This is a genomic window from Algoriphagus ratkowskyi, from assembly GCF_002150505.1.
Classification (GTDB): Bacteria; Bacteroidota; Bacteroidia; order Cytophagales; family Cyclobacteriaceae; genus Algoriphagus; species Algoriphagus ratkowskyi.
The window spans coordinates 233,033-246,945 of the sequence record NZ_MSSV01000007.1 but is presented as its reverse complement, the minus strand read 5'-3'; the positions used below and the strand labels follow the sequence as shown (position 1 = coordinate 246,945).

Below are 13,913 nucleotides of genomic sequence, written 5' to 3'. Positions count from 1 at the left end.
GGATGTGGTGGAAATTAAACTGGAAGGAAGAGATCTTACCCAAGAGATCTTAAATGGGATATTTTTAGACGTAAAAGATCATTTTCAGAAATTAGGTAAGAGTATGGAGCTTGCTATTCTGGGAGAGGGAATGAAAATGAAAGGTGAAGTTGTAATGCTTCAGGTAATGGGGCATGTACAAGAGGAGCTTGCTTTAAAAATGAAGCCAGAAGTGATCAGAATAATTAAGGAATTAGCTTCTGTAAATCACTTTAAACTCGAATTGGAATTTAAAGAAGAGTTAGAGTCTGAGCGTAGTAAGCTTTATACGAGTAGCGACAAGTTTAATTTTCTAAAAGAAAAACATGCTGCTCTGGGAGAGTTTCAGCGAATGTTTGGCTTGGAGACAGACTACTAGAAATCTAGCGATATTCCAAAGTTTATTAGATTCTGGAGCTGGAGTGCTTGCTTGGATGAGCCGTCATCTTGTTTGATAAACACATCCTCATCGTAAATCAATACTGTTTCTATTCGGGTGGAAATGAACTTATTTACTCGCATTTTAATCACAGATTTGAAGTTGACCACCATATTTCCAAAGACCTCGTAATTTGAGAAAAGATTGATGTCAGAAGTCCAGGTGATATTTTGCATCAGTTTAACGTCTGTCACTGAAGCAGCTATAGAGACACCTGCCTCTGCTCGTACATTTTCACCGGGAACTACACCGAATGCTCCAGCTCTGCTCAGAGAATCGTCCAATACGATGGTGAATCTGCCTGTGAAAGGTGAAAGAATTACTGAAATTTTACTCTTGTCCTTGTAGGTTTTACGGTAGTTAAGACCAGTAGAAGACTGCACATATCCAGGAGATAGTAAGTCTGATATTTTGGTGCGCACTTCTACATCACTTCCACTGGGCCTAGAGTACTTGTAGCCGGCAAGAAGTTGCGTTCTTGCATCTAACTGTGTAGAGAGATAAAAGAATTTCGAGAGTTCACGTCCATAGTTACTTACAAAATTGAAGTTGTCATTGGTCTTTCTAGTTTGGTAGGCTCTATCGTCTTGCCGATTGTAACCCAAACTGACATTCAGTTGAGTGTCCCACACTTTATTGTCTTTTTTATAGTTAGCGAAAAGCGCCAAGCCAGTATTAAGGGCAAAAGTACTTGATCCACCCGCTGACCAGTTGGACAAGGTTACTTGCTGGATGTTAAGATTGTAATTACCTCCAGTTTTCCAGAAGATTTCTTTGACGGGAACTTCTATTAATAGAGAATCACCCAACATCAGTAAAGTATCGCCATTTATTAGTACAGTATCAGGAATATACTGCCTATCCTGAGCCTGAATAGAATGGCTGAGGCATAGTAGGAATAATCCAAAAATCAGAAGATACTTTGACATTTAAAAAGCTTGAGGGATTGCGGATCAGGGGCGAAAGATAACCAATTTCTGCCCAATGGATATGATGTTTTGACTTCCGATATTGTTCCAGGCTTTCAATTGATTGACTGTCACTCCGTATTTTTTGCTGATAGCAAATAGCGTCTCGCCAGTTGCAACTGTATGTGTTATATTAGTTGTAGATGCTGGTCTACTTGGTGGGGCTGTAGTAGTTGCCGGTTGATTGCTTGGTCGTGTGGGAGTTGGGTTGGCAGTTGTTTGTCTCACAGGAGCAGGATCCGCCAATTTTACGATTGGGATATCATCTCCACGCTTTCTATGTTCTTGCAAGTTTAGAACCATTCCAGCTTTTAGATCTCTGTCTTGCCTGATCCTGTTTTTTGACTTCAGGGAAGATAGTTTGATTCCATATTTCTGAGAGATGCTCCACAGCGTTTCTCCTGGACGTACAATGTGTGTAGATACTTCGGCGCTGCCATTCTTTTTCTCTGTGTAGTAATATTTGCCAGCTTCGATTCGCTCGTTTTTATCTAGGTCATTGAGTCTCCTCAGCTTATTCTCACTCAAGCCAACTCGGTCGGAGAATGCGCTCTGATTCGTTGATTGCGCAGCTTGCACCCCTTCTAAGTTATTGACAGTAATCTGATCTGCTTGAGAAGCTTTGGTTGTATTCCCAGCAATTCTAGGGAATGAATCCGCTTGCTTGTAGGTACGTGATGCAGCAGCAGTGGTGGTACTTGGGATTTGTTGCGTTTGAGGTTTCTGCTCTACTATGACTGCTTGTTGTATTGGTAGGGAGCCATCTTTCACATAGATAACGGTATAAACTCTATCTCCAGGGATTTTCCCATTGCGAGTCCATAGATTGTATTCTTCAAGATGCTTCACCGTTACACCGTATTTCTTTGCCAGCACAGCCAATGTTGTTGGGCCTTGCACACGTTCTTCTACCATATATTGCCCATTACTAACAAGGGAAGTTGTTTGGCTTCCAAAGGCAATTTTATGCGCAAGAAATTTTTTGAAGTACCAATGCGTATTTCTATCCACATCTATGACTTGTTTCCCATTGTATTCTGTGCCAAAATATGCTTTGGCTCCACCCAATCCCATTTGATAAGAAACTAATGCGCACATCCAGTTATCAAAGGTATTATTATGTTTTTGGAGATAAAGAGCGGCGCCTTTCGTGGATGAAACTATGTTTTTACGCTCATCAATTTGATTGTCCACACGAAGGAATACTTCTTCAGCTGTCCCTTGCTTAAACTGCCAAAAGCCCACCGCATTTGAGGTGGATACTGCGTCACCAATCAAACTACTTTCTTGTATAGCCAGATATTTCAAATCTAGAGGAGCCCCTGCTTTTCTTAGTTCATCTTCGATAATAGGCATATAGAGATTGACCCTGTCTTGTTTTACTTTGAAAAAGGTAGGGTTTCGATATTGTGCGTCTACATCCAATTGGATTTCGCGACGCGCTTGAGGATTGATTCTAACGATAAGGTCTGCAAATTGCAATTCCCCGGGTACTTGTGGGATCTGAGCCAGAGATTCATGGCTGGAAAAAAGGAAAAGGATAAAAACTAAGTGGGAGATATGTATTTTTTTCATGCGAAAAAGGCATTCATAGTCGATTCAGCCTCTTTTTAGCAAAAATGGTACCCTTTTGGCTTCACTTAGATTTTTCTTGCCATCATTACTCCATCTCGGATGGGAAGTAAGGCATTTTCTACTCTAGGATCATTTTGAACCATTGCATTAAAATCCAGAATTGCTTGTGTGTCTTTATCTATTTTCTGTCCCTCTTCTACCAAGATTTTCCCAGACCAAAGTACATTGTCAGCTAGTATAATCCCTCCTGGATTCATCTTGTCGATGATTAGATCGTAGTAACTACAATAATTGTCTTTATCAGCATCAATGAAGACCATATCAAAAGGGCCAGGTAAAATTGGGATAATATCAAGTGCATTCCCAAGTCTGTAGTCGATTTGATCGGCTAATCCACTTTCTTCAAAAAATCCTCGTACCATCGTTTCTAGCTCATCATTAATATCTATAGTGATCAGTTTCCCCTCTTTTCCCAATCCTCTAGCCATACAGATTCCAGAGTATCCGGTATATGTACCAATCTCCAGGATCGTTTTTGGATTTTGCATTTTGGTGAAAAGCTCCAGCATTTTTCCTTGCAAATGGCCTGAGATCATACGAGGCATCATAACTTTCGCCTGTGTTTCCCGCGTGATTTTTAAAAGTAAATCATCCTCCTTGCTGCTATGATTCTCGCAATACGTTAAAAGTGCTGGGTCGATAAAATCCATATTATTATTGTGGCGTATAGGTGAGGTAAGTGAGCATTTCTGGATTGAAAACCTCCTGTGCTATCTCTTGAATTTCTTCTGCAGTCGTGTTTTTTATCTGGGTAAAAATACTTTCCAAGGGGTCTATTTTGTTGTGGTCGAGTAGACTTTTTCCATAGACCAACATCAAGGCAGCGTAATTTTCCTCAGCCATAGCCATCTGACCTATGGCTTGCTCCTTGGCCATATGAAGCTGCACAGTGCCGAGTTTTGTATGTGCCATTTTACTCATTTCTTTGAGTACTAATGCAAGCGCTTTTTTTAAGGTTTTTCCCTCTGTTCCAAAATAAATTCCAAAGAACCCAATGTCAGAAAATGGCTGATAACTAGATTCAATGCTGTATACATACCCGTGTTTTTCTCGGAGCATCAAATTCAATCGGCTATTCATGCTCGGCCCTCCTAAGACATTATTGAGAAGATAAAGTTTAAATCGATTAGGGTCGTAAAGGGAAAAAGTAGGCCGGCCTATGGCGCATAGGGATTGAGTTACGTCTCGTTCTAGTGTTTTTACTTTTGGTACATAGCTGTGAAATTCACTCCTGACGTATAGACTTCTTTTCGTTTGGATTTGGGTCAAAGGACCCTCTATTACACGTAACACTTTCTGAAAAGAGATATTTCCGACGACCGAAAATATGAGGCGAGAAGTGTCCAGTCGGGTAGAAATGAAGTCGAAGAAATCTTGTTGGGTGAAACTTCCCACTGTTTGTTCTGTGCCGAGGATATTTCTCCCTAAGGCGTGATTATCAAAAACCAACTCATCCAGCTCATCCTGAATTGCATCATCTGGAGAGTCTCGATACATAGACATCTCTTCCAAAATCACCTGACGCTCCTTTTCAATTTGTTTTTCAGGAAAAGTACTGTTGAATGTAATGTCGAAAAGTAGTTCGGCGGCTTTGCTGTAATGCTCTTTTAAGGTAGAGGCATAGAAACAGACTTTTTCCTTGGTCGTGTAAGCGTTAAGTTCGCCGCCAAGAGATTCGAGGCGATTGAGGATATGGAAGGTTTTGCGCTTTTTGGTGCCTTTGAAAGCCATGTGCTCCCAAAAGTGAGCTAGTCCTTCCTGCTCTTTGGTCTCGTCTCTACTTCCTATATCTAATATAAATCCGCAGTGAACCAGTCTGGTATGAGTAACTTCCTGATGGACAATCCGAATGCCGTTACTAAGTTCTTTAATGTTTAATTCCATGCTTTATTTACCCTGTCGGTAATATACAAAGTAAAGCAGGAAATTGGTTTCTGATCAATTTCTGTCCAGAATTTCGACCTATAATTAGTAACTTTCCGTTTCAGAATTAGGAAAAATTTTAATAGTGGCGCCTGCAAGAGGCAGTCAGTCATGTTCAAGGTTTTCCTATAGAAATGAATTTTAGCCATACGAGATTCCTTCCGATAGCCCGATTAACTATATGGAGGATGACCATTGCAAAAACAAATATATATACATGAAATATCAACCTCTTTCTAGTGCGCTCTACATTAAGAATCGTGAGAAATTTTGCTACAAACTTACTGAAAGTAGCGTAGCGATTTTCAATTCAAATGACATCATGCCTACCAATGCCGACGGGACAATGCGCTTTCGGCAGAACAACGATTTGTTTTACCTGACGGGAATAGATCAGGAGGAGACAATCTTGCTGGTAGCGCCTGATTGTCCAAATCCACACATGCGTGAAGTCCTTTTTCTGAGAGAAACAAACGAACACATTGCGATCTGGGAAGGACATAAATACACTAAGGAAGAGGCTGAGGCTACATCTGGAATAAAGAATATCCAGTGGCTAGCCAATTTTGAGCAGGTTTTAAACACGGTGATGGCACTTTCTTGTAATATTTATTTGAACACGAATGAGCATCTCAGAGCTGGAGTAATAGTAGAGACTCAGGATGCAAGATTTATCAAAGAGTGCAAAACCAAATTCCCGCTCCATACCTATCATCGCGCTGCGCCAATAATGCATGAATTGAGGGGCGCGAAGGAAAAGGAAGAAATCGACCAGCTCCAGATTGCATGTGATATTACTGAGAAAGGCTTTAGAAGGATCTTGTCTTTTGTAAAACCTGGTGTTACGGAATACGAAATTGAAGCAGAGTATCTGCATGAATTCGTCAGAAATAGGAGTAATGGATTCGCCTACCAGCCTATCATTGCTTCTGGAGCATCAGCCTGTGTGCTACATTATATAGAGAATCACAAAGCATGTCTTGCAGGCGAAATGCTACTTATGGATGTAGGAGCTGAGTATGGGAACTACAATGCTGATATGACACGTACCATTCCAGTGAGTGGTAGATTCAGCGAGAGACAGCGTGCGGTGTACGATGCTGTATTACGCGTGCAGAAAGAAGCGTCTCAGATATTGAGAATTGGCACCAATATTCAGGATTACCACAAGGAAGTAGGCTTGATCATGCAGAGTGAATTGGTGAGTTTGGGATTAATTGATGATACAGATATCAAAAATCAAGATCCAGCGTGGCCTGCCTATAAAAAGTATTTTATGCATGGGACTTCACATCATCTAGGACTCGACGTGCATGATGTAGGAACTATGCATGGGCCGGTTATGCCAGGGATGGTATTCACAGTAGAGCCTGGTATCTATATTCAAGAGGAAGGTCTTGGGATTAGATTGGAAAACAACATCGTGATTCAGGAAGGCAAAGGGTACTTTGACCTGATGCGAAACATCCCCGTAGAAGCTGAGGAGATTGAAGAGTTGATGAATAGCTAATAGAATATAAAATAATCACTGCATAGTCCCTTGTCCTAGATAATTTGGGCTATGCAGTGTTTGGAATATTTGCCCTAAAATTCTTTAATTGCTATTTCAAATACCAAGTTCAGGTACAATTAAGGATTCTTAGATGAAAGGTGAAGTAGAAGATGCGATGTGGGTAGAAGACCTTAGGTCGGGCTCAGAAGAAGCATTTACTTTTTTGTACACCAAGTATTCCAAGAAAATCTACCACACCTCCCGAAAAATGAAACTGGATCATGAGGATGCGGAAGGAGTAGTGCAGGAGACTTTTATCAAGATTTGGAAAAATAGAGAGCGATTGGATCCCTCCTTGAGCTTCAATGCTTACTTACTAGCTATCCTCAAATCACTGGTGATTCGACTTGTCCAGCAGAATGCCAGAAAATCCCTTCAAAAAACTGAATTAATGTCCACAGGTAGTGATGCTCATAATTCTACAGAGGATGACTTTATTTATGCAGAAATGCTGGAAGCTTCGCTAAAGGAGGTGAATAACCTTCCTCCTAGACAGCGACAGATTTTTTTATTGAAAAGGGTAGAATTACTGTCTCTGGATGAGATTGCTGATCAACTGCATATTTCCAAGAAAACAGTTAAAAATCAATTAGTAGAAGCGAGTAAGTACTTGAAGTCCAAGATTTCAGAGCGGGATATTATTCCTATTGTCATCTTGTGGCTATCGACTATGGGCGAATTGTAGTAGTAATTTATTAGTTGGAATTCCTTCAAGGAAAAATAATTAAGATTTTTTCACATTTCTCCGGGACTTTTGCGGACCTCAGGTCTATATACTTTTGAACCCGAAATATGTAATAGGAAATCTGTTACGAATTAAGACTGCCTGAAATCATTAAGTTGATATACTTGTGGCTTTTATTTTCCTATGAATTCTAATTCATAATCCGGGTTAACTAAATAAACCTAATGGATAAGAATAGACAGTTCGAGGATTTTTTTGATGGGAAAATGCCCGAGTCAGATGCGAAAGTGTTTTGTGCTTGGCTGAATACTGAGGAAGGCACCTCTTTTTTAGATTCTAAAATTAATTCTGACTGGAACAGTAAGCTTGTAGTCGGAGACTATGCAGATTGGAACGATCAATCCCTCCTAGATAAAATCAATGTTGAGAAAGTAAAAGCTAAAACGCGGAAGCTCGACACTAACTACAGCAGAGAGGTACATAGAACAACTAAAGGACATATACCTTCTTGGGTAAGTGTAGCAGCCATCGTGACACTGGTCATTTTGGTTCCTCTGGTTTTTTTCAAATCAACGAATACTCCTGAGCCTACCCAGCAGGAACTTCCTTCCAAAGTAATCACTAGAAGTAATCCATCAGGCGTAAAATCAAAATTCCAGCTTCCAGATGGCTCCTTGGTATCACTGAATTCTGAAAGTTCAGTGGTGTATCAGGAGGACTTCGCAGTCAATAGAAATATTGAGCTAATAGGCGAGGCATACATCACCGTGGCAAAAGACAGTTTGCATCCCTTCATTATCAAAAGTCTTGGGTTGAACACAGAAGCGCTCGGGACTATTTTTAATATCAAAGCTTATGAAAATGAGAATAGCGTGGAGGTGTTGCTAGTCGAGGGGAAAGTGAAAGTGGATAAGGGAGAGAGTGATGAGGCTCTAATTCTATTACCGGGTGAAAAAGCAGTTTTGACTAGCAATAAGGGTGGATTTGAGAAAAGAAAAGGAGATGTCAGACGTGATACGCAATGGACTGAAGGTGTTTTAGAATTCCGAAACTTGGGTTTCAAGGAGATTTTTAAGCGACTTGAGCGCTGGTATGGAGTGAAGATCGAGGTGAAAGGAAGTCTGTCCTCAGCTAAGGGATTGGGCAAATTCCAAGAAGGAGAGACTTTAGAAAATGTACTGGACGTGCTGAGCTATTCCACGTTTTTCAACTATGAAATAAATAAGGATACTGTCTATGTTGATTTTACTAGAGAGTAATCTTCAGTCAAGTAGAGCTATATAGAAGTGATAAGTAAAAGTGAAAAATGCAATTAATAAACCTACAATAAATGATGTACTATGATTAAAAGTTTACGTGTATTTAGTCCGTTGCTAAATCTAGGCTTTTTGGTAATGCTCATGTTGGGGATGTCGGTATATTCTACCGCCTCCGCAAATGAGCTGCTACAGGCTAAGGATATAGAGAAGGTTGTGATTTCGATGCAACCAAGAGAGCTGTCTATTAAAGATGCTTTCAAAGAAATTGAGCAAAAAACCCCTTTCACATTTTTCTTCACTGACGCAGGTGTGGATCTTTCTAGAAATGTGATTTTGAAAAATAGCCGTGCTTCAGTAGCGGTGTTTCTAGGCGAAATCGCTCAGCAATCCCAGCTGAAATTTAAGCAGGTCAATGAGACCATAAGTGTGAATGCTACTACTCCATCGGCCAAAAGAGTTGAGAAAGAGGAGAAAGTGGAAAGGGAGATCACGGGTCAGATCACAGATGAAGATAGCTTGGGTGTCCCAGGAGTGAATGTTTTGCTCAAAGGAAGTGTACAGGGTACTATTACAGATTTGGATGGAAACTATACACTTTCAGTTCCTGATGAAGGAGCTGTGCTCGTGGTTAGTTTTATAGGGTTCAAAAAGCAGGAAGTAGTAGTAGGGGCTAGAAGCCGTGTAGATATCGTGTTGGAAGAAGATTACGCAGGACTGGATGAAGTCGTAGTGGTAGGATTCGGTAGCAAGGAGCGTGAGGATATTTCAGGTGCTGTGACTTCTGTGAAAATGGACAAAGTGCTGGGTGATAGACCTGTTACTGATGCTGCTAAAGCTCTTCAAGGTACTGTTCCAGGTTTGCAGATTACTTACGGAAGTGGTCAGCCAGGTGCTAGTACGAATATCAACATTCGAGGATTCACTTCTATCAATGGTGGTAGCCCACTTGTCTTGGTGAACAACGTGCCAATGAGTTTAGACGATGTCAACCCTCGAGATATAGAAGATGTAGTAGTACTGAAAGATGCATCCGCTGCCTCTATTTATGGAGCTGAAGCTGCATTTGGTGTGATTTTGATCACGACGAAGACAGGTGGATTCGAGCAGCCTATGAAGCTGGAATACTCTAACAACTTTGGTTTTACTAAACCAAGTACGCTACCTAAGAAAGCATCTCCGCTAGATTTTGTTACTGCATTGGATGACTGGGGACAGCAGACTTACTGGACCGGTCAGAATGTGTCAACCTGGAAGGGATATATCAATGAGTACAATAGCAACCCAAGTGCTTATCCAGAAGGATATATCACTGACCCAAGTGGTCTGAGGTATTACACTCGTGAAAATGATCTTTATCAGGAGTTTTTAGGATCGAGTGGATTCGAGCAAATCCATAACTTATCTGTAAAAGGAGGTAGTAAAAACACTTCTTACCGTATATCCATGGGTTTCAATGACGAAGATGGTATCATGGTGACGGATAAAGATAGCTACAAGAGATATACTGCGAATGTAGATTTGACTACACAGATCAGTCCTAAGATCAGTACAACTTTCAATAGTTTTTATAAAAATGGTCTGAGAACCGGTCCTATTGGAGGAAATTGGGGTAGCCTGTATTATAGTGCTATTAACTTCCACTCTGCTACTCCTATAGGAAGTGATAATCTAGGTGGTACTGAACAGGTTCCTTTTGCGACTCCAGCGAATTTGATCAAATATTCACCAGAGCGTGAAAATTTTGAAGAGGTTATACGATTCTTTTTAAAAGGATCTTATAAGCCTCTTGCAGGACTGGAATTCAATGCTGAATACACGTTTGAGAAAAGTAGAGATGAGATCAGTTCTCCTTCTTTCACTCCGACGATGATCAATCCTGCTACTTTATCTATTAGTCCATACAACCCTAGTCAGTCTTCATACTTTACTAGTTCAAACAAGAGAAATTACCATGCTGTAAACGCCTATGGTAAGTACAATAAGAAATTCGGCGAGCATGCCTTGGATTTCATGTTGGGAATGAACCAGCAGGTGTCTATGAGTGAAGGTTTCAATGCTTCTAGACAGGAGCTTATTTCACCTTCCAATCCTGGGCTTTCTACTGCCACTGGCGTAGTGAATGTGAGTGATTTCTACACTGATTATGGCATCGTAGGTTTCTTTGGTAGAGCAAACTATCAGTTCAAAGAAAAATATCTATTGGAAGCAAATGGTAGATATGACGGCTCTTCCAGATTCCCTGAAGGAAACCGTTTCGGATTCTTCCCTTCTTTTTCTGGAGCATGGAAAGTAAGTAGAGAGCCATTTATGGCAGGCGTAGCGAAAGCGATTACCGAACTAAAACTGAGAGGATCTTGGGGAGAAATCGGAAATCAGGCGGTAGAAGGAGCATGGGGAAATTATCCTTACCTGCCTACTATGAATTCTTCCAACGTAGCTTGGATAGATAACGATTCCGGAGTTCGTGCTGTTAGTTTAAGCGCTCCTGGCTTGGTAAGCTCTAATTATTCTTGGGAGCGAGTGAGAACGACCAATGTTGGAGTTGATTTTGGATTATTTGAGAATAAGTTATTTACCACATTTGATTGGTACAATAGACAGACCTTGGATATGCTAGCAGCAGGCTCTCAACTGCCAGCTGCACTCGGTGCTAATGCGCCACTTCAAAACGTAGCCGATCTTAAAACTCTGGGTTGGGAATTGGATATCAAATGGAGAGAGACGAGCAAGAGACTCAACTATACTGTAGGTTTCAACTTGTACAACAGCACTACTGAGATCACCCGGTTCCAGAATGAAGCAGGCTTGATTAACCAGTTCTATGTAGGTCAAAAAATGAATGAAATCTGGGGATACACGACCGATGGCTTTTATACTGTGGATGATTTCGTAGAAGGCACATTGGATGCCAACCTACTCAATGGACAATTGAAAGACGGAGTGCCTTCGTTCAATGGTGTGAAACAAAACCCAGGAGATATCAAATACTTAGATTTGAATGGTGATGGAGTGATATTCTCTGGCAACAGTACGCTTGGTGATCCTGGGGATAGATCTGTCATCGGTAATTCCACCAGAGGATTTGAATATGGTGTAAATGGTTCTCTTTCCTTTGCCAACTTTGACTTGTCTCTATTTCTAAGAGGAATAGGCAAGCGTGACGTATGGATTAATAATCCGGTGTATTTCCCTTATACATTTGAATTTACTACAATATACGAGCACCAGTTGGATTACTGGACACCAGAGAATACGGATGCTTTCTATCCTAGAAACTACCCTAATGGTGCAGGTAATTACGGTGTAAGTAGAAATGTTCAGAGTAAATACCTCTCAAATGGTGCTTACCTCAGATTGCAGAATATTACGTTGGGCTACACTTTGAGTGATCAGCTTTTAGATAGATTGAAAATCACAAGATTTAGAATGTATGTGTCAGGAGAAAATTTACTCAATTTTGATCATTTGCCTGATGGGCTTGATGCAGATTTGACTGGGATTAACAATGGTGGGAATTATCCTTTCATTAAGAAGATCTCCTTCGGACTTAATGTGACACTTTAATTAACAGAAGATTATGAAAATAGTTAAAAATATAGCTTTCGGTTTTGCGCTAGCGCTTTTGACATTTAGTTGTGTCGAAAGCACCTTGGACAAAAAGCCGGAATTAGCATTTTCAGAGGAGAATGCCTTTGAGAATTTCCAGGTTTCGCAGACCTATGCCTATGGGTTTTACACTGCGTTTCCAGGATATGACTTTGCTCCAATCAACAGTGATTGGGATGCAGATCTGATGATGCAGAATAATACTAATCAAGGTTCTGCTTGGATCTGGGGTAGGCAAACTATTCCTACATCATCATCAATCTGGGACTTTTCTTTTGTGCGTCGGGCTAACATCATGTTGGACAATCTAGATAAGTCTAACATGACTGAGGCAGAAAAAAATCATTGGAGATCGATCAGTTATTTCTTCAGAGCTTATGATTATTATTCCAAGATCGCAGCTTATGGCGACGTGCCTTGGGTAGATAGAGTTCTTTCGGATCAGGACGAACTACTTTTTGCTCCTCGTACGCCTCGTGCAGAAGTCGCAAAGCATATGTTGGATGATTTGCTTTTTGCAGAGCAGAATATCTTTGAGCCTGGCACTAATGGTGTGGCTAGTAATACAATTAGCAGCGATGTAGTTAGAGCTTTGATTTCAAGATTTGGCCTTTTTGAAGGGACTTGGAGGCGCTATCATGGCTTATCAGGAGGAGATGAATTTCTAAGGGCATCTGTTACAGCTTCAGAAAAGCTTATCGCTAATAACCCAACGCTACACCCTAATTACAATGAGGTGTTTAATAGTGAGTCTTTGGATGGCGTACCAGGTATTCTGCTTTTCAAAAGATATGAAAATGGAATATTGACCCATAGCTTGACTTCTAGACATAGAAATTCGGCAGGTAACTGGGATATCACTAAACGTGGTGCTGATTCCTACCTGATGCAGGATGGTCAGACTATCTGGACCAGCCCAGATTTTGAAACAGATAAGGATCCTTATGCTGAATTCAGAAAAAGAGATCTCCGAATGTTGTATACCATTACTCCTCCTTTCAGAGTGAAAACAGTAGCAGGAAATCAGCTCGCTTGGGATTATACTAGTGACGTAAAAGATCGTGAGTATATTGACTTTATGGCTGGTATTTCAAGTCCGACTCAGAAAGAATTACCATCTAGAAATCATGCCGGTTATATATTGAGGGTTTCACCTCACTACAGAGATTTCAATGAAGGTGATCCTTATAATGTTTCCAGAACAGGTTACAAGTTGTTTAAATACTACAACCGTCTTCACGATATTCAGAACAATGATTTCAATGACGCACCGATTTTCAGAATGGGTGAGGTCTTGATCAATTATGCTGAAGCAAAGTGGGAACTGGGTGAGTTTAATCAGAATGTGGCAGACATGACTATCAATAAACTTAGAGCAAGAGGAAAAGTAGCTCCGATGAATGTGGCAAGTATTACTGTGGGATTTGATCCTAAAAGAGATCCCGATATTGATCCTGTGTTGTGGGAGATCAGACGTGAGCGTGGCATCGAATTAATGGCTGAAGGCTTTAGATTTGATGATCTGAGAAGATGGAAGAAAATGGACTATACTAATAGTCCAAAACTGGGTCGCTGGATAGTAGGATCTAAAGTGAACAATAGAATTCCAATCCAAGGTGGAGCTGCAGAAGGATATATCCAGTTCTTTCCTGGTACTCCTCCAGCTTGGGAAGATTATCAATACTTGTATCCAGTGCCTTCCGAAGAGATAGCCCTTAATCCAAAATTGGAACAGAATCCAGGTTGGTAAATTCTACTTAAGAATAACTAGTGCCCTTCAGTCCATATAGATTGGAGGGCATTTTCATTAAATTTGAATCCTCATATC

The 13,913-nt window shown here is 40.7% G+C and carries 10 protein-coding genes; 6 read left to right on the top strand and 4 right to left on the bottom strand.

The genetic code is table 11. The features are described from left to right. The first annotated feature begins 7 nt into the window (after positions 1–7). Positions 8–397, top strand: a complete 390-nt coding sequence (locus BVH02_RS09555; RefSeq protein WP_143244198.1) for a hypothetical protein — start codon at positions 8–10, stop codon at positions 395–397. Here the strand turns inward: BVH02_RS09555 and BVH02_RS09550 are convergent. The 4 genes from BVH02_RS09550 to BVH02_RS09535 all read right to left on the bottom strand — a co-directional run bounded on the left by BVH02_RS09550 (position 394) and on the right by BVH02_RS09535 (position 4,944). Next, complete coding sequence (locus BVH02_RS09550; protein ID WP_086501216.1) at positions 394–1,386, bottom strand: DUF3078 domain-containing protein; 993 nt, start codon at positions 1,384–1,386, stop codon at positions 394–396. The genes BVH02_RS09555 and BVH02_RS09550 overlap by 4 nt on opposite strands. Positions 1,387–1,410: 24 nt before the next feature. Further along, positions 1,411–3,000, bottom strand: coding sequence for a LysM peptidoglycan-binding domain-containing protein (locus BVH02_RS09545; RefSeq protein ID WP_086501215.1), 1,590 nt, complete (start codon positions 2,998–3,000; stop codon positions 1,411–1,413). Positions 3,001–3,065: 65 nt separating this feature from the next. Then, complete coding sequence (locus BVH02_RS09540) at positions 3,066–3,710, bottom strand: O-methyltransferase (protein WP_086501214.1); 645 nt, start codon at positions 3,708–3,710, stop codon at positions 3,066–3,068. A gap of 4 nt (positions 3,711–3,714) precedes the next feature. Further along, positions 3,715–4,944: a M16 family metallopeptidase gene (locus tag BVH02_RS09535; protein WP_086501213.1), complete on the bottom strand. Its 1,230-nt coding sequence runs from the start codon at positions 4,942–4,944 to the stop codon at positions 3,715–3,717. A 256-nt stretch (positions 4,945–5,200) separates the two neighbouring features. Here BVH02_RS09535 and BVH02_RS09530 point away from each other — a divergent pair, with 256 nt between their 5' ends. From BVH02_RS09530 to BVH02_RS09510, 5 genes are all read left to right on the top strand, one after another. Further along, the gene (locus BVH02_RS09530) at positions 5,201–6,493 is read left to right on the top strand and encodes an aminopeptidase P family protein (protein WP_086501212.1); all 1,293 of its coding nucleotides are present in this window, start codon (positions 5,201–5,203) and stop codon (positions 6,491–6,493) included. Positions 6,494–6,626: 133 nt separating this feature from the next. After that, positions 6,627–7,220: an RNA polymerase sigma factor gene (locus BVH02_RS09525; protein ID WP_086501211.1), complete on the top strand. Its 594-nt coding sequence runs from the start codon at positions 6,627–6,629 to the stop codon at positions 7,218–7,220. A gap of 224 nt (positions 7,221–7,444) precedes the next feature. Continuing rightward, on the top strand, positions 7,445–8,479 hold the full coding sequence (locus BVH02_RS09520; protein ID WP_086501210.1) for a FecR family protein: 1,035 nt from the start codon (positions 7,445–7,447) through the stop codon (positions 8,477–8,479). A gap of 81 nt (positions 8,480–8,560) precedes the next feature. Continuing rightward, positions 8,561–12,043, top strand: a complete 3,483-nt coding sequence (locus BVH02_RS09515; RefSeq protein ID WP_223271844.1) for a SusC/RagA family TonB-linked outer membrane protein — start codon at positions 8,561–8,563, stop codon at positions 12,041–12,043. Positions 12,044–12,056: 13 nt separating this feature from the next. Further along, entirely contained in the window at positions 12,057–13,835 is a 1,779-nt protein-coding gene (locus BVH02_RS09510) for a RagB/SusD family nutrient uptake outer membrane protein (protein ID WP_086501209.1), read from the top strand. Positions 13,836–13,913 lie beyond the last annotated feature (78 nt).

Bases quoted from the DNA above. Each gene is read 5' to 3' on its own strand.
- BVH02_RS09510 (WP_086501209.1), top strand. From the start codon at position 12,057: ATGAAAATAGTTAAAAATATAGCTTTCGGTTTTGCGCTAGCGCTTTTG.
- BVH02_RS09525 (WP_086501211.1), top strand. From the start codon at position 6,627: ATGAAAGGTGAAGTAGAAGATGCGATGTGGGTAGAAGACCTTAGGTCG.
- BVH02_RS09535 (WP_086501213.1), bottom strand. From the start codon at position 4,944: ATGGAATTAAACATTAAAGAACTTAGTAACGGCATTCGGATTGTCCAT.
- BVH02_RS09545 (WP_086501215.1), bottom strand. From the start codon at position 3,000: ATGAAAAAAATACATATCTCCCACTTAGTTTTTATCCTTTTCCTTTTT.
- BVH02_RS09520 (WP_086501210.1), top strand. From the start codon at position 7,445: ATGGATAAGAATAGACAGTTCGAGGATTTTTTTGATGGGAAAATGCCC.
- BVH02_RS09550 (WP_086501216.1), bottom strand. From the start codon at position 1,386: ATGTCAAAGTATCTTCTGATTTTTGGATTATTCCTACTATGCCTCAGC.
- BVH02_RS09540 (WP_086501214.1), bottom strand. From the start codon at position 3,710: ATGGATTTTATCGACCCAGCACTTTTAACGTATTGCGAGAATCATAGC.
- BVH02_RS09530 (WP_086501212.1), top strand. From the start codon at position 5,201: ATGAAATATCAACCTCTTTCTAGTGCGCTCTACATTAAGAATCGTGAG.
- BVH02_RS09515 (WP_223271844.1), top strand. From the start codon at position 8,561: ATGATTAAAAGTTTACGTGTATTTAGTCCGTTGCTAAATCTAGGCTTT.